Here is a 15,344-nt window from a genome sequence, read left to right as displayed (position 1 = left end):
TGTTCTTATAGATTGTTGTTATTGACCAAGTTAATTATGCAGAGGAAGAAGCAGAGGTTCTCCCCCGGCAGGCTGAAGAGCTGCCCGTGGAAAGCGTCCGCCTGCAGCGGAATAAAACAGCAATCTTTCCGAAAACAGCTTTAATGAACGAAAGGTCGTCGCCCCTATTTCTTTCAGTGCCTCTCTTCCCGTTTCCCTTTGAGCAGTTTCAGAACCATGGCTTTCGGTGACGGTAAATCATCTTCAAACCCCACCGAAGCTGTCCCTGTACAGGTTGGACACCCTTTTTCACACCGGCACGAGCGGACAAAGGCCTCGGCCTGAGCCAGGGTCTCATCAAGGTTTTTGTATACCTGTTCCGAAAGCCCGATCCCTCCGGGGTACCGGTCATAAAGGAAAACAGCAGGGCGTTCAGAATGAATGGCTTTAATCTGCGGAACAGCGTGGAGGTCATTTTTGTCACACATTACGTTCACACACGCTACGTGCTGCCAGACATGGGCAAGACCGCCAAGTGCCTCTTCAAGAGTTTTCTCTCCCCACTTGTGCACAAGGTCATCTGAAAACGAAAGCCAGACAGCCTGGGTGTGCAGTTCCTGTTCCGGAAGGTGAATGGGGCCGGAGCCGATGTTCTCAAACGTTTCCAGCTTGATCTTTTTAAAGATTGTTGCCATGGCCGTTACCATTACGTCACCGAATTCGGCCGTTCCGTACTCAGCTTCCTTCTCGTGATCGGCTTCGAGCACTTTCAGGTTAACTGCAAGGTTCGCATCAGTGAAGTACTCCACATCCACTTCCCGCACAAAAGCTTTTTTCTCGTCCCAGTCGAGCATTTCAACCTGAAACTGTGTGCCTTCATGAAGGTAGATTGCTTCCTCGTGCAGCAGTGTCAGCGCACTGAACGTATCCATTTCCCCGATCACGCGGTGATTTGCCACCTCACTCTGATCGATAATGACCACATTTTCCTGAGCTGCTGACCTCAGGCTGATATTGTGGGCCGGAAAGGAATCGTTCATCCAGTAAAAGCGGCTTTTCTGAGCATGAAGAACCCGCTCGTCCACAAGGAATTCAAGAATCTCCTCCACGTCGGTTCCATCAAACTGCTCGCCTCTTGAAAAGGGAAGTTCGTAGGCCGCACATTTGAGGTGGTCAACCAGAATAATCAGGTTATCCTTGTTGATCCTCGCTGTTTCAGGAGAACCTTCAAAGAAAAATGAAGGGTTTGAAAAAATATACTGGTCGATCGGCGATGAACTGGCGACCATGAGTACGACCGATTCATCCTGACGCCGCCCTGCCCGGCCTGCCTGCTGCCAGCTGGAAGCCACCGAGCCCGGATAACCGGTCATAATACAGACCTGAAGCTGACCAATATCCACCCCAAGCTCAAGGGCATTCGTACTGACAACCCCGAGGGTATCTCCTCTTCTCAGACTCCGTTCAATTTCCCGGCGCTGATTGGGAAGATAGCCGCCCCGGTAGCCCCGGATTCTGTTCTGATCGAGACTGTATTTTGTGAGCTCCTGGAGATGGCTCAGAATAATTTCCACGCGCACCCGGCTTCTGGCAAACACGATTGTCTGGATATTCTGCTTCAGAAATTCTGCAGCCAGCCGGTTTACAGCCTTCGTGGCTCCTTCCCTGAGATTGAGCTGCCTGTTAACGACAGGAGGATTATAGAAAATAAAATGTTTTTTGCCTCTTGGAGCACCGTTGTTATCAATCAGCGTAATATCCTCCCCGGTAAGTTCACGGCTCAATTCCTGAGGATTTGCAATCGTTGCTGACGTACAGATAAACTTCGGATCACTTCCATAATAGGCACATATCCGTTTTAACCTTCTGATTACGTTTGCCACATGCGACCCGAAAACACCGCGGTACGTATGCAGTTCGTCAATTACAACGGTTTCCAGATTTTCAAACAGGCTGATCCACTTGGTATGGTGGGGGAGGATCGCCGCATGAAGCATATCAGGATTTGTAATGACAATATGACCGGATTTACGCACCATCTGTCGGATGTTTGCGGGAGTATCCCCGTCATATGTATAGCTGTTTACATTTACATCTATATCATCGATCAGTTCATTGATCTCGCTTTTCTGATCCTGTGCCAGCGCTTTGGTAGGAAACAGATACAGCGCTCGGCTGTCGGGGTTCTCCAGCTGCTTCTGGAGCACAGGAAGGTTATAGCAGAGCGTTTTACCCGATGCTGTAGGAGTGACAGCCGTAACGTTTTCCCCCCGTCTGACAGCCTCAAACGCCCTCGCCTGGTGGGTATATAACCGTTCAATCCCTTTTCGTCTGAGACCCTCTTTCAGCCTCGGATCGATGGACTCGGGAAAAGGAACCGTCCTTGCCCGCTTTTCTTCAATTTCATGCCAGTAAGTGACGTTCTCGTCTGCTTTAAGTTCACTTAACAGGGCATGCAGATCTTTTTTTCCAAACATGTTCGACCGCTCCTCTCTTGAATTTCAGTATAGCGAATATGTGTTTGCATGAAAAGATTCAAGGTCCTGTCACCCTGTCATTACCTCTCCAATTTGGGAACAGAAAAGAACCGGACGCTGCCGGTTCGCCTCATTTACTATTACCGTGCTGACCACCGCGGGTACGAATGTTCAAGTTTCTGTGCAATCAGAGATTCACTGACACATAGTCCTGTCCCGTAGGCAACAGGGGAAAAACAGAGTGAGCTGTGATCCTCAAGGTCAAACAGAACAGCCGTATCAAGCGTCTGTACACCTTCTGCTTCTTCATTGCCGAATGCGTATACCGTTACGTTCAGAATCGTCTTAAATACCATAATGCCGCTTATGTCTTTTTTCTCATGGTTCCCGTATTCGTCTGTTTCAAAATTCAGCGGAGCAGGATTATTCCGGCTGGCCACCGTCAGCACCCGATCCTCGTTTTCATCCTCGCCGGGTTCAAACATCAGATAATCCTTTTTCCCGAAATGAAGTATCACAGGAGAGAAAAAGTTATAGTCCTCTCCGTAACTTCTGCTGTGAAAACATGTAATCTGGCGTGCGTCCACAGAGATGAGCGTTTTTCCTGCACAGGCCTTTAACACAGCAAGATGAGCATCATCAAATGAACTGCGGGCTCTTTTCATCAGTCGCTCCTCCTTGTGATGGAATAGCTGATTTTCAGAAAGGATATGCCGAAAAGGGTCATCTCATGCAGTGCTCTGAGACCGCTGCCGCAGCGATCCACCTTAATCTCTTCCTCCACAGGCAATTTAACTGTCATTTTTCCCAGTGTAAAATATAAACCCTCATCCCCGCTGCCGTGCTGCCTTCTCCTGCCCGTAAGAATGAGAGCCCCGGCCCGGCTGTTCCCGGGTCTTAATACACGTGTAATGACTCCACACCTGAACGGATTGGCAATGTTCATATAAGCGATACCGGCTGTTTCATGGGTGGAATAAAACAAAGGAGCAGACAGCGGATACCCGGAGTCCTCATCCCACAGTGCCAATCCTCTTACATTTTTCCTCCCATCTTCACTGTCATTAACATCACATATACTTCCTTTTATTGTAAATACCCCTGAGTGAGGCAGTGAAAACTGTCTCTTCTCCCCCTGAAGAAAGCGTACTGCATGCCTCATCCACTCTTTATTCCACTTAATCCGCGCATAAAGGCTGTAATCGACAGTTGAAGTGTAGAACTCCCTGATCTTTCTGTCAGTCCGCTCCGCTTCAAAAACACGGCTCTCAAGGTCATTCCAGTTGTGGAGGAGACCCGGGGCCTTTACGGCCTTGTCCAAGCGGATTTTCTGAACAGTTTCCTGACGGACGAGATCTTTCATCCTCAGCCGGCTGATCGGGAACCCTTTTTCATCAAATCCAGGTTCAGGTTTTGCGAAAAACCAGGCTAACGTGCCGAATACCGAAAATCCGAACGCATTGAGCGCTCCGTGCCAGCGCAGCATGCCGTCCACCGGGATGAATGCTGTATTTATAAAAAGTCCGAGACTGAACAAAAATGAATACCCCATGGTCATCATGAGCGTAATGGAAGCAGCTGCTGCAAATGTACCTGCCGCCCCGCCGATCCGTCTGCAGTTCACGATCACCCACAGACACAGCCAGTAAATGAATACAATATAAAGGGCAACGGTTATTCTTTCAAGAGGCTGGCCCTGTGAAATACCAAGAGCCACAAGGGGGGATCCTCCCGCAATTCCGACTGCAAGAACCGTAAACCTCCCACGTCTTCCAGCGTGGCGGTCGGCTCCCGAAGTTAACAGCCACCTGCCAAACAGACCGGCGAACAACGGAAGAACAAAAGCGGAGTAATGGTAATGCACAGCAGTAAGATCCACAGTCAGCGCGGAATAGGGCATCAGTTCAGCAGCACCTGCCCTTGCCAGAACGAGCCAGACTCCTCCCACTGCCAGAAAAGTCAGTCCCACGTCTATTAGTGCTTCGTCAGGCTGTGCAATACCACGGTTTAACAGACGCATAATTCCGTTCCCCGCCACCCAGAGGGTGAATATCAGCCAGATAAAAGCAGCAGCTGCTGCAGTGAGGCCCGGTTCATGCACGAGAGAAATGGCGCCGGCAAGCGCAAAAGGGAAAGAATACGCCGCTGCTGCATGGAGGTTTTTCCGGAACACTGACCGCGGCCGATCTGTCGCCACAAGATAAAGAAGAGAGGGGACGAGGATGAGAAAGGCGAAGGACAGCGCCGTGTCGACGATTCCGGGACGTGCTGCAGACCAGACCACACACATCAGCACCCCAAGCAGTAAATTGTATCTGACTTTAATCGCTTGCCCTCCTTCCAACTCTCTGCCGGCCGCTTTAATTCCTTCATTCTCCCAACAGTACTGCACTTATTTAAGGCATGTTGACGACGCTGCAGAAACGGCATATTGTCCGATTGCGTCGTGTATGTGCCTTTTTCCCCAATACAGCAGAAAAGACACCCGGCAATGACCGGGTGCCCGCTTTTACTGTGCTTCTTCCATTGTGGCAGGAACGTTCAGCAGCTCAGATACAGTTACAAATTCATACCCCTGCTCACGAAGCTCAGGGATAATTTCCCGCAGTGCCTCTGCTGTCTCTGTTCTGTCCGCCTCGGGTGCCCCGCCGTCATGCATGAGAATAATGGATCCCGGCTCCACGTTCGGAGTAACATTCTCCGCAATCTGCTCCGGCGTCAGATCTTCCCAGTCAAGGGAGTCGACATCCCAGGCAATAATGGAGTAATCAAGGGTTCCGAGCTCCTCAACCAGTTCCTCGTAAAGAAACCCGTAGGGCGCTCTGAACAGGCGTGTGCGAAACCCGAGAATATCAGCAATCGTTTCCTCTGTCCGCTGCACTTCATCTACAAGGATCTCCACATCCCCTTCCTCCACAAGGTCGGGATGCCAGTAAGTATGGTTTCCGATTTCATGTCCTTCTTCAGAAACACGCCTTGTAAGATCGGGATTTGCCGTTGCCCGGGCTCCCATAAGAAAGAATGTTCCCGGAACATCAAACTCATTAAGAACATCAAGAATGAGCGGTGTGTAATCAGGATCTGGTCCGTCGTCAAAAGTCAGGGCAACCCGGTTCTGATCACCGGGTCCTTTGACAAACACAAGGTCCGGATACTGTGCTGCCAGCACGTTGTTGTTAACCGGGGTGAGATCCCGAACCTCTTTTTCAGGTCCCCCTCTTAACGGAGGCTGCTCCGAAGTACGGTCTTTTTTCCACCACCACTCAGGGCTTTCTGCATGTGCCCCGGACCCCCAGGTTCCGGCGGCTGACAGAGCCGCCAGCAGTAAACATAAGCATAACAGTAGTCGTTTCAAAACGTCAGCTCCTCCAAAATAACATAATCCCTGTTAGTTTCTAACTGAACAGACATATTATTCGCTGGAGCTGAAACAGGAAAAGACTGCCCTCAATAAAGGACAGTCTCCTCACGTTACACCCCGCGCTGGTCAGGGTGCCAGATTATTTTATGAAGCTGCAGGCTGACTTTCACCTGTGAAAGCTTATGTTCAAGCACTTTTTCCACCAGTTTCTTCGGAGGCATCGACTCCCACACCGGGCTGAAGAGGACGTGCCCCTTTTTGTGCTCGGATTCTACAACTTCCTTAGCTTCTGAAAAATCCTCATCGCCAGCTATTACAAATTTAACTTCATCACGGCTTTCCAGGAGAGGAAAGTTACTGTGAATCATCCGGTTTCTTTCACCGGAACCGGTCAGCTTGTAATCCATAACAAATCGGGCTTTACTGCCGACTGCCTGATCTGACTGCCGAAGCGCCTGAAACGGTTCCAGATCGATTCCGCCGTTTGTTTCGATGTGAATATCCTCAATTCGGGGAATGTCTGCCATGGCTTTGAGCAGGGCAGCTGATTTCCTGCCGTGTATGAGCGGTTCTCCCCCGGTAAAGCAGATATAACGGCTGTCAAACTCGTTTATCCGATCAATGATCTCGCCAATTTCAGCTTCAAACTCCGGTTTGGCAGGAGCATAGCTGTATGGAGTATCACACCAGTGACAGCGGAGGTTGCAGTGAAACACACGTACAAAAACAGTAGGGTAACCTGCTGCAGTCCCTTCACCTTCGACTGTTTCAAAGATTTCGACCATGGGAACCTTCCACCCGAGGTATTCTTCTTTATCCGGAAGCGCGAAGTTAGTCATGATCTTCCATCCACTCCCTTTTCAGCGAGGCATAACTTGTCGGTGTTTCATATAAAACGAGCTCTTCCAGACGCTGCCCCTGTGCTTTCAGGCCTTCTCTTTCAAGAGAAGCATCGAGCTCTTCCCAGATCCAGACAATCATGTTTTCCGCTGTCGTGTTCATGTTCGGCAGCACTTCATTTAAATAACGGTGATCGAGCCGGTCCTTGATCGTATATTCATAAATGCGCTTTACATCGCCAAAATCAACGCTGATTCCGACCTCGTTTACGTACCCGCTGATCGTAACAACGAGCCGGTACGTGTGACCGTGCAGGTTTTTGCATTTCCCTTCGTAGCAGTGCAGGTGATGGGCGGCATCAAAAGTAAATTCCTTTGTTATGCCCACCCTTTTCCGGTGATACCGGAGTTCATTTTTCTGTATATCCTCTCCGAGCTTTTCGACCCGGTCAGGTATTTTGAATTCCATTTTCATCACTCCCTAGTTTTTTACAGCGAGGGGAGGGAATTTCGAACCCTCGTGTCAACTGCCCTATTCTAACATGTTTTTACTTCAGGCAAAAGGTCTGTTTGCTTCTGCACTTTCTGCCTGTCCAGCCTGAACGATTTTTTCTTTACACAGGTAAACAGGGAGAGTAGTATAAACGGGTCTGCTGTTACAGACGATATACATAGTAAAGATAAGTAAGTCTGGAGGAAGTGTTTTGAATAACAAATTACGTTTTGACTGGCCTGTTACTTTAATCAGTGGAGGACTGCTGTTTTTATTCGTGGCTGCCGCGCTGATTGATGTGGATTTTGTTGCCGGTATGGTGGACGCAGGGTTTGGGTTTGCTGCCGGCTATTTTGGGGCTTTCTGGCAGATTCTAATGCTCGCTACTTTCGCAGTAGCTGTTGTGCTGGCATTCAGCTCTGCCGGCAGAATTCGCCTTGGTAAGAGGGAAACACCTGAAATGAGTACATTTAAGTGGATTTCCATTATCATGTGTACGCTCCTTGCCGGCGGTGGTGTTTTCTGGGCTGCTGCTGAACCGATGTATCATTTTATTGATACACCGCCTATGTTTGGAGGAATCGAGCCGGCAACTCCGGAAGCCATTGCACCGGCCCTGTCCGTTTCGTTTCTTGACTGGGGTTTTCTGGCATGGGCCATTCTCGGTACACTGGGTGCAATTGTTCTCATGTATGGACACTATCACAGGGGAATGCCGTTAAAGCCCCGCACTCTCCTGTACCCTGTTTTTGGTGAAAAGCTGATGAAAAACAGCCCGACCGGCACAATGGTTGATTCGTTTTCCATTATAGCTGTCGCTGCAGGTACAATCGGACCAATCGGCTTTCTCGGTCTTCAGGTTGCCTACGGGCTGGAATCGCTTTTCGGTATTCCAAATACGTTTCTCACCCAGCTGCTGATTGTGGTCGGTCTGGTGGGAATTGCGGCCGTATCTGCTGTTACCGGTATTCACCGGGGAATCCAGATTTTGAGCCGTTTCAATGTTATTTTCACCTTTGTCCTCATAGTCGCCATCCTTATTCTTGGTCCCGGCGGATTTATCATTGACCAGTTCATCGGTTCCTACGGGGTTTACCTGAGAGAGTTTCTCCCGATGAGCCTTTACCGTGAGGATACCGGGTGGCTTGCTTTCTGGACCGTGTTTTTCTGGGGATGGTTTATAGGGTACGGGCCAATGATGGCAATTTTTATCAGCAGAATCTCAAGAGGCCGTACTATAAGAGAGCTCGTTACAGCTGTGGCCATCATCGCCCCTGTTGTGACGAATTTCTGGTTCACTGTCGTCGGAGGAACAGGCATTCACTTGGAGCTTGCGAACCCGGGTTCGGTGTCCGGGCCGCTGAATGAAAGCGGTCTTCCCGCTTCCATGATTGCCATCGTTACCCAGCTTCCGCTCGGCTGGATACTTGCGCTCGCCTTTATTATTGTGACAGTCATTTTTGTGGCGACAACAAGTGACTCGATGAGCTACACGATTTCCATGGCGGTTACCGGTACCGGGGACCCTTCGAGTGTTCTCCGTGTATTCTGGGCAGTCATGATGGGGGCTGTAGCTTCGGTGCTCCTTTATATCGGAGAAGGAAGTGTTGATGCCCTTCAGTCCTTTATCGTTGTTACCGCTGTCCCTGTGTCGTTTATCCTTCTTCCTCTGATCTGGCTTGCTCCGAGAGTTGCCTCTGAACTTGCCGTGGAACAGGGAATCCGTAAGCCGAGGGAAAAACGGGGTTCTGCCGAATCGTGACCTTTTAAGCTGAACCGAGACTGGGTAAAACCAGGCTAATTAGAAAGGCCCTCACCATCCGGTGAGAGCCTTTTTTGTATTGGCGCTGTTAAAGTTTGTTGTTGTTTTTCGCTCACTGCGCTCCCTTTCCGCGGGCTCCACTGCAGCCTGCGCAGATGTTAGCGTGCTTCTTCCTCTTCCAGTATCGCTTCGAAGTGTCTGCGTCGAAGCAGCTCGTAGTGGACTCACGATGTAAACGCTCGTCCCTGCGGGGTCTTCCGTCGGTGCTCTTCCCGCAGGAGTGTCACGCGTTCGCTCCAAGCAAAAACATTAAGCTTTAACATAGCCTTTGTATTAAGTATCCTAACGGTTGATTGTTCAAAAATCACGAGACGCCTGCGGGAAAAGCAAGAGCTGAAGATCCACCGGGGCGATCTTCCCCGGTTAGCTGAAGCCTTGCCCGCGGCAAGCGAGTGTATTTTTGAACAATCAACGAAAAACCGTCTTACTCTAAATTAAATACAAAAAGTTGTCGAACAATAGGACTCTCCGAAACCAGATTAGGTGCGAAAAGAGGGTTTTGTCCCAGCCGCACTTCAATTCTCTCCCGGTCTACCTTTCCAGCAGTTCAAGTAGCAGATCGGGTCTGTCGGTAATTATTCCATCTGCCCCGAGATCAATCAGCTTCTGCATCGTTTCCTGGTCATTGATGGTCCAGTAGTGCACATCCATCCCTCTTTGATGAGCGCCCCGGATGAGTGAGCGGTCCGCCAGGTTGAAAATACTTTCTTCAACCGGGATCTGGACCGCATCAACCTGCGGAGTGTAGAGGCTGTTCAGAAACAGTTTATGAAATACCACAAACCTGGTGACTTCCTGCCTGCCCCCGCTCACAGCGGCTCCACCGGACAGCTCCTGAAAACTGTCGATCAGATCCTGCTCAAAACTGGCTACAAGAACATTGTTCTCCATCCCGTACTCTGCTATCAGCTCCCACACACTCTGAACAAGCTCTTCGTACCGGTCACGATCGTTCGTCGCCTTGAGTTCAATATTCATTTTCATATGGCCGAATGCCTGAAATATTTCCTCAACAGAAGGTATAATGACTCCCTGGTCCCTGAAACTGTGCTCCCCTTCAAGGTCCCTGAAGTAGTAGCCGGCATCCAGGGACTGAATGTCCTCCAGTGTCAGGTCATTCACTTTGCCGCTGCCATCTGTTGTCCTGTCCACTGTGGAATCGTGAATGGCAACCGGCACACCGTCAGAAGTAACATGTACATCAAATTCAATAACGTCCACTCCGAGCCGGTCTGCGTTCTCAAAAGCCTCCAGTGTATTTGACGGTGCCAGATGTTCACCGCCCTGATGAGCAATCACTGCCGGACGATCCAGACCTTCAAAGAATGGCTTCGTCTCCCGCTCTCCTGCAGGAAAAAGCCATATTAAAAACCAAACAGACAGGATGGCAAATAAAAAATACAGGACCCTTCTCCCTCTTTTTTTAAACGTGTTCTTTCTCTCACCCACTGCCCAATCCCCCGTTTTCTTTAGCTGTTTTCAGAAAAATTGTTGTTTTATTCCGCTGCAGGCGGACGCTTTCACCACAGGCACAAGTGCGACATCCGTTCATGCTTCACGGTGTCTTCTATGCCGCGGGCAACACTTCAGCCTCCAAAGAATTCCTGCTTCTTCCTCTCCCAGTTAAGCTCCGGAGCCTGCTCCGTCGAAGCAACTCGAAGATTAGTCACGGAGTAAACGCTCGTCGCTGGAGTCGCCGCCTTTCGCTGCATAAATAACTTGGTCAATAACAACAATCTATACTAACACAGCTTTTTCTTTTGAATTAACCGTGCACGTGTGTACACAAAAGGATCACTCTGTGCGTACGGTGAGTGATCCTGAATTATTAGGTCCCTGTCAGAAAGCGTTTAATAGCTTCCTGGGCAGAATGAATGCATGTCATTTTTAATTCTTCTTTGTATATTTTCATCTGCCTTGCGTGGTGAGGCTGTATGCCGATTAATATGACCGTTACACCCATATAATCCAAGGTAAGAAAAATTTCCTTAATAGCGTGAATTCCGTCTTTTTCGATCGCGCCTACACCAGTAAAGTCAATGAGGACCTTTTCATAGTCCCCTTCATATACCGCGTCATAAATGTTTTCCTGTACGGCAAGGAGTTTCTCCTCATGAAGGTCCCCGTAAACCGGCACAAGGGCCACCCTGTCACTGAGAGTAATAAATGGCGCTGAAAGTCTGTTGTTGCGGGCGATCGATTCTTCAAGCTCTTCATTTTTTTCGTAGAGTTCAAAGTTTGTATTCCGGAGTCTTTTCTGCAGCGTAAGCAGCTGGGATTCGACTTTTTCCATCCGGCTGTCTTTCAGAACTGTAATGATATGAGCTTCTTCTCCGTTACCGTTCCAGTGACCATAGACATCATAGAGCGTCAGAGGGCTGTTTTTTGTCTGCAGATTGAGCTCAAGGGTAAAATTGTTTATACGCCGCTCAAGTGTTTTTTTTGCCTTTTCCCGGCTTTCCCGGTCAATGATATCCAGAAAGGAGTTCACAGTCGGGAATTCTTCTTTTGCCCTGTCTGAAACGTGAAGGATATCAAACCGGGAATTTATTTTAATGTAAGGAAGAGGTATTTGGTTGAGCATTTATTCCATCCCGCCTGTTTTGTTTTTTCACTTTCAGCCAGCTGTTTAATTCAGGTAAGTCTTTCATCACCATCGTATTGCCGGGAATAATGGAAGATAAGTCGTAACTTGACATCACCCTGCCGCCTATCAGAATTGTGGGTCTGGATGGAAGCTTATTAAATGCTTCAATATATTCAGGCAGATCCGGTGCACGGTAAGCCAGGGAAATCGACATGCCGATCACTTCCGGTTTCCAGACTTTGGCGTTGTTCAGTGCGTGGTCCAGCGGCAGATTTGCGTTCAGATAGCGTACATTCCATCCGTGTTCCTTAAATAAAATGGATACCATTTTAATACCCAGCTGGTGCCACTCATCCTCAATGGAGAAGAACATGGCTTTCGGTTTACTGCTGCTGAGAGGCTTCTGTAAAAGATCAAATTCAGTCTGGGAAAGTACAAAATCACACACACCTGTAGCCAGATGCTCGTCTGCCACTGTAATTCTGTTTTCCTGCCACAGTTTTCCGATTTCATACATTGCCGGTGTTATCAGGCTGTGATAGATATCGAGACGGGAATGTTTATCCCTGAGTCTCCTTACAATTTCAAAAGACTTTCCCTGATCTCCGTCAAGGATCGCTTCCACAAAGTCCGGCAGTTCATTTCTCACTTGATCACCTACCTGGTGTAGTCTGTGTATGTTTCTGTATGCTGATTTTCGGTTAAATGACTCTCAGTCATTCAAATCTGCTGGACTAATTATGATAGATTCTTTTATTCTAGCACATATTTACCGGTTTTAATAAGGGCTGACCTATATACTGTAAAAAAACGGCACCACTGGCGCAAGTGTGGCCGGTGGTGCCCGTGGGAAATAACACAGTTCAGTCTCCTGTTTTCTCTGCAGGTAATTGCCTTTGATCGCGGACTGTCATGGTCATAAATGTTTCAATACGGTCAAATACAAGCTCTCTGATCGGTTTTTTTTCGTTCAGAAGCTGGTGGCCTGCCCCTTCAAAGAGGGCCACCTGAAGATCGTCACATTTGTCACTGAAGAAATCAACATTTTCCTGCCACTGCACAGTCGTGTCTTTCGTCCCCTGAAGGAGATAAACCGGTACTTTTACATTGGAACATGAAAGAATGTCCTTCTGCCATTCTGTCAGTGCCATCAGCCATGAGGTGGGGAGTTCCTGTACCTGAAGAGGGTCGTGTTTTAGAAACTGATGATATCTTTCGTCTTTCGAGTTCTGTTTAAATCGGCGCTTTTTCCTGGTAATCCATCTGCTGGCAACAGGTAAAAGCAGCCTTACCCATTTCCACTGATAGGGATGGTACAGTGGTCCTGCCATCATAAGTGCTTCCAGCTGAATCACGTTTTCGCTGACTCCGTGAAAGAGGACAGCACCACCCGTACTGTGCCCGAGTCCGAAAACAGGACCCTGCGCACGGTAATCGGCAGCAGCCTCCCACCCGCTCCTGATGGCATCCACGTAATGGGAAAAGTCGCGTATCGCTCCCCTGTCCCCGTCGGAAAGGCCGTGTCCGGGCAGATCCACAGAGACCACTTCATAGTTCTGTTCCAGAAACCCGTTCACAGTGGTACTGAGTCCACCCGAGTGGTCCATATATCCATGGACGAGCAGGACAGTGCCCTGTGGATTCGGCGGGGTTAGAATCTGTACAAAAACAGAGGAGCGGTCAGTGTTAACCAGGCCGCACCGGTAAGCTGCTGTCCGGCTGATATTGTACTGATAGTAATCAAGGTAACTTTCGAGTTCCGGCTGACCTTTATGCGGGTCAATTACACTGAGATCGGGAAGATTCGATTTCAGGGTACCGGTCCAGTCTGTATCACGTTCCCAGGACATGTCAGCCCTCCTTTCGGCAGAGGATGAAATCAGCTGTATGAATAATATTTTACCGTTCTGCCAGAGCATCTGCAAAAGCCCTGGCGTAGGCCGGAAGGTCAGGAGGACGCCTGCTTGAAATAAGATGCCCGTCTGTTACTACGCCTTCGTTCACCCATTCGGCCCCTGCATTCATCATATCGTGTTTGATTCCGGGAGTACTGGTCACTTTCTTTCCTTTCAGAATGTCTGCCGAGATCAGGACCCACCCTGCATGACAGATCTGTCCGATCGGTCTTTTTCCTTCTTCCATAAAGGTAACCATATCAAGAACTTCATCGTATCTTCGCAGTTTATCAGGTGCCCATCCGCCGGGAACCAGGATGCCGGAATACTCTTCAATCTGGATCTGATTAAAACTGTAATCGCTCTTGGCAGGCACACCGTATTTTCCCTTATAGGTATGGTCTGCCTCCATACCTGCAATGTGTACGATTGCGCCTTCCTCCTGAAGCCGGTAAATCGGATACCACAGTTCCAGATCTTCAAATTCATCATCCACAACAGTCAGTACTTTCATATCCTTTAAACGCATGGAATGCACCTCTTTCGTCTATGTATTCACATCAGGCGGACAGGGGTTTTCCTTTAATTCCCTACTTACTATGCTGTAAATCCGCTCTGACTATGTATTTCCCCTTGGATTCGACCGGATAAACGTGTACCGTTCAACTTTTCCCTGCTCTTTTTGGCGCCCACAGCCCTGCAGACGCTGTTATTTCTTATGAAAAGACAGATTATAAACAGCATGTTCGGCATTTCTGTATGCTGCTTCCCAGCTGCCGGCATCCTTCACGTCTTTTCCTTCCACATATTTATACGGAATATAAATGTTGAAGCTGTTCCGGCAGAATGGCCAGGGTGAAACTGATACCTCACGGGGTGAAAGAAACTCAGCCGTCACTTTTTCATCACCGAGCCTTTCGAGCTGCTGCGGAAAGCCGTCTTTAAACCAGGGGATCTCGTCCTCTTTCGCTGTTCCCCACCTGTTCATGCAGATATACAGGCTCAGGTTGTCACAGAGCTGGAGTAAATCAAAGTGAAACCTGCAGGCTGTCCTGTCTCCGGGTCCGAGCTGAAGCTTTTTACGAAGCCGAAACTGCCGCTCCTTTTCCTCATGAAGGAATTCACGTCCATGGGGATCTCCTTTACCTTCAAAAAAAGAGGCATAATGACAGCTTACAAGAAATGCACTGTACGGATCTGTTTGTTCAAGATCATCGACCCCTTTTCTGTAGGCGCTTATTTTCTTTTTAAGCGGGTAATCCGTAAACGATAAAGGAATTCCTTTTTCCCTGCCGGTAACGAGTTCCCGGTCCAGTTCAGCCCACCCCCGGTCGTGCTGGGTGACCGCAAGAATCACACTGTCCCTTCTTTCTTTGTTAATAAAAAGGTCATCACGCCAGTACCCGGCAAATATACCCGAGATATGCGCATGTCTGTCCTGTTCAAAAAAAGTCAGTCCTTCCGGTTCTTCCCGTACAATCATGATCGTCACTCCCTCCTTTTACACTATTTCTTCCCTCCATGTCCTGATTCCTTTAACCCGGCAGCTGTTAAGCCCGGCGACGGGACGGGAATCTGCAGGGAGATTTTAAAGGAGAGCCCCTTTTTGTCCGGACGGCTTACAGAAAAAAATCCATCCCGGCTTTTCGCGGAACGGATTTTCTGATTCGTTATTTTACTTCCTTCAGGCAGTCATCACACTGATGGTAATAGCAATCGGCCATTTCCTCAATTACGGTACCGCATTTAGAGCACTCTTTAGGCGGAAGATTCTGAAAAAAATCCTTGCTCGGTGTAATCAATGTAACCCCTCCTCATGTAATTAATTTGATTGTACTATAACAACAACTGTTTTACAACAATTATTATGGAACAGTTATTAGCTGTTTTC

14 protein-coding genes are annotated in these 15,344 nt (G+C 48.7%); 1 reads left to right on the top strand and 13 read right to left on the bottom strand.

Features of this window, described 5'->3' with window-relative positions:
* Positions 1-173 precede the first annotated feature (173 nt).
* From FGB90_RS03400 to queD, 6 genes are all read right to left on the bottom strand, one after another.
* Entirely contained in the window at positions 174-2,456 is a 2,283-nt protein-coding gene (locus FGB90_RS03400) for a DEAD/DEAH box helicase (RefSeq protein ID WP_138809154.1), read from the bottom strand.
* A gap of 140 nt (positions 2,457-2,596) precedes the next feature.
* Positions 2,597-3,121: a hypothetical protein gene (locus FGB90_RS03395; protein WP_138809153.1), complete on the bottom strand. Its 525-nt coding sequence runs from the start codon at positions 3,119-3,121 to the stop codon at positions 2,597-2,599.
* Entirely contained in the window at positions 3,121-4,740 is a 1,620-nt protein-coding gene (locus tag FGB90_RS03390) for a YndJ family protein (protein ID WP_171051680.1), read from the bottom strand. The genes FGB90_RS03395 and FGB90_RS03390 overlap by 1 nt, the downstream gene beginning before the upstream one ends.
* A gap of 225 nt (positions 4,741-4,965) precedes the next feature.
* Positions 4,966-5,811, bottom strand: coding sequence for a polysaccharide deacetylase family protein (locus FGB90_RS03385; RefSeq protein WP_138809151.1), 846 nt, complete (start codon positions 5,809-5,811; stop codon positions 4,966-4,968).
* Between the two features lie 116 nt (positions 5,812-5,927).
* The gene (locus FGB90_RS03380; protein ID WP_138809150.1) at positions 5,928-6,656 is read right to left on the bottom strand and encodes a 7-carboxy-7-deazaguanine synthase QueE; all 729 of its coding nucleotides are present in this window, start codon (positions 6,654-6,656) and stop codon (positions 5,928-5,930) included.
* Positions 6,649-7,125, bottom strand: a complete 477-nt coding sequence (queD, locus tag FGB90_RS03375) for a 6-carboxytetrahydropterin synthase QueD (RefSeq protein WP_138809149.1) — start codon at positions 7,123-7,125, stop codon at positions 6,649-6,651. The genes FGB90_RS03380 and queD overlap by 8 nt, the downstream gene beginning before the upstream one ends.
* 235 nt (positions 7,126-7,360) lie before the next feature.
* On the opposite strand from queD, the gene FGB90_RS03370 reads away from it, so the two are divergent.
* The gene (locus FGB90_RS03370; RefSeq protein ID WP_138809148.1) at positions 7,361-8,911 is read left to right on the top strand and encodes a BCCT family transporter; all 1,551 of its coding nucleotides are present in this window, start codon (positions 7,361-7,363) and stop codon (positions 8,909-8,911) included.
* A gap of 591 nt (positions 8,912-9,502) precedes the next feature.
* Here FGB90_RS03370 and FGB90_RS03365 read toward each other — a convergent pair.
* From FGB90_RS03365 to yhfH, 7 genes are all read right to left on the bottom strand, one after another.
* On the bottom strand, positions 9,503-10,420 hold the full coding sequence (locus FGB90_RS03365) for a glycerophosphodiester phosphodiesterase family protein (RefSeq protein ID WP_138809147.1): 918 nt from the start codon (positions 10,418-10,420) through the stop codon (positions 9,503-9,505).
* 379 nt (positions 10,421-10,799) lie between these two features.
* Positions 10,800-11,555 (bottom strand): STAS domain-containing protein, encoded by a 756-nt coding sequence (locus tag FGB90_RS03360; protein ID WP_138809146.1) that lies wholly within the window; start codon positions 11,553-11,555, stop codon positions 10,800-10,802.
* Positions 11,524-12,207, bottom strand: coding sequence for a cobalamin B12-binding domain-containing protein (locus FGB90_RS03355; RefSeq protein WP_138809145.1), 684 nt, complete (start codon positions 12,205-12,207; stop codon positions 11,524-11,526). The genes FGB90_RS03360 and FGB90_RS03355 overlap by 32 nt, the downstream gene beginning before the upstream one ends.
* Positions 12,208-12,421: 214 nt before the next feature.
* The gene (locus FGB90_RS03350; protein WP_171051679.1) at positions 12,422-13,408 is read right to left on the bottom strand and encodes an alpha/beta hydrolase; all 987 of its coding nucleotides are present in this window, start codon (positions 13,406-13,408) and stop codon (positions 12,422-12,424) included.
* Positions 13,409-13,457: 49 nt separating this feature from the next.
* Positions 13,458-13,982 (bottom strand): type 1 glutamine amidotransferase domain-containing protein, encoded by a 525-nt coding sequence (locus tag FGB90_RS03345; RefSeq protein WP_138809143.1) that lies wholly within the window; start codon positions 13,980-13,982, stop codon positions 13,458-13,460.
* 180 nt (positions 13,983-14,162) lie between these two features.
* Entirely contained in the window at positions 14,163-14,936 is a 774-nt protein-coding gene (locus FGB90_RS03340) for a DUF3891 family protein (RefSeq protein WP_138809142.1), read from the bottom strand.
* Positions 14,937-15,123: 187 nt separating this feature from the next.
* Complete coding sequence (gene yhfH / locus FGB90_RS03335) at positions 15,124-15,255, bottom strand: protein YhfH (protein ID WP_138809141.1); 132 nt, start codon at positions 15,253-15,255, stop codon at positions 15,124-15,126.
* Between the last annotated feature and the right edge of the window lie 89 nt (positions 15,256-15,344).

The sequence above is a fragment of the Alteribacter natronophilus genome, assembly GCF_006007885.1.
Lineage (GTDB): Bacteria > Bacillota > Bacilli > Bacillales > Salisediminibacteriaceae > Alteribacter > Alteribacter natronophilus.
Note: the sequence above shows the minus strand (reverse complement) of the source record. Positions and strands in the feature narration are given on the sequence as shown.

What these genes read in the sequence shown, in the direction of transcription:
- FGB90_RS03360 (WP_138809146.1), bottom strand. Translation starts at nt 11,555, where the DNA reads ATGCTCAACCAAATACCTCTTCCTTACATTAAAATAAATTCCCGGTTT.
- FGB90_RS03345 (WP_138809143.1), bottom strand. Translation starts at nt 13,982, where the DNA reads ATGCGTTTAAAGGATATGAAAGTACTGACTGTTGTGGATGATGAATTT.
- FGB90_RS03340 (WP_138809142.1), bottom strand. Translation starts at nt 14,936, where the DNA reads ATGATTGTACGGGAAGAACCGGAAGGACTGACTTTTTTTGAACAGGAC.
- FGB90_RS03380 (WP_138809150.1), bottom strand. Translation starts at nt 6,656, where the DNA reads ATGACTAACTTCGCGCTTCCGGATAAAGAAGAATACCTCGGGTGGAAG.
- FGB90_RS03400 (WP_138809154.1), bottom strand. Translation starts at nt 2,456, where the DNA reads ATGTTTGGAAAAAAAGATCTGCATGCCCTGTTAAGTGAACTTAAAGCA.
- queD (WP_138809149.1), bottom strand. Translation starts at nt 7,125, where the DNA reads ATGGAATTCAAAATACCTGACCGGGTCGAAAAGCTCGGAGAGGATATA.
- FGB90_RS03350 (WP_171051679.1), bottom strand. Translation starts at nt 13,408, where the DNA reads ATGTCCTGGGAACGTGATACAGACTGGACCGGTACCCTGAAATCGAAT.
- FGB90_RS03395 (WP_138809153.1), bottom strand. Translation starts at nt 3,121, where the DNA reads ATGAAAAGAGCCCGCAGTTCATTTGATGATGCTCATCTTGCTGTGTTA.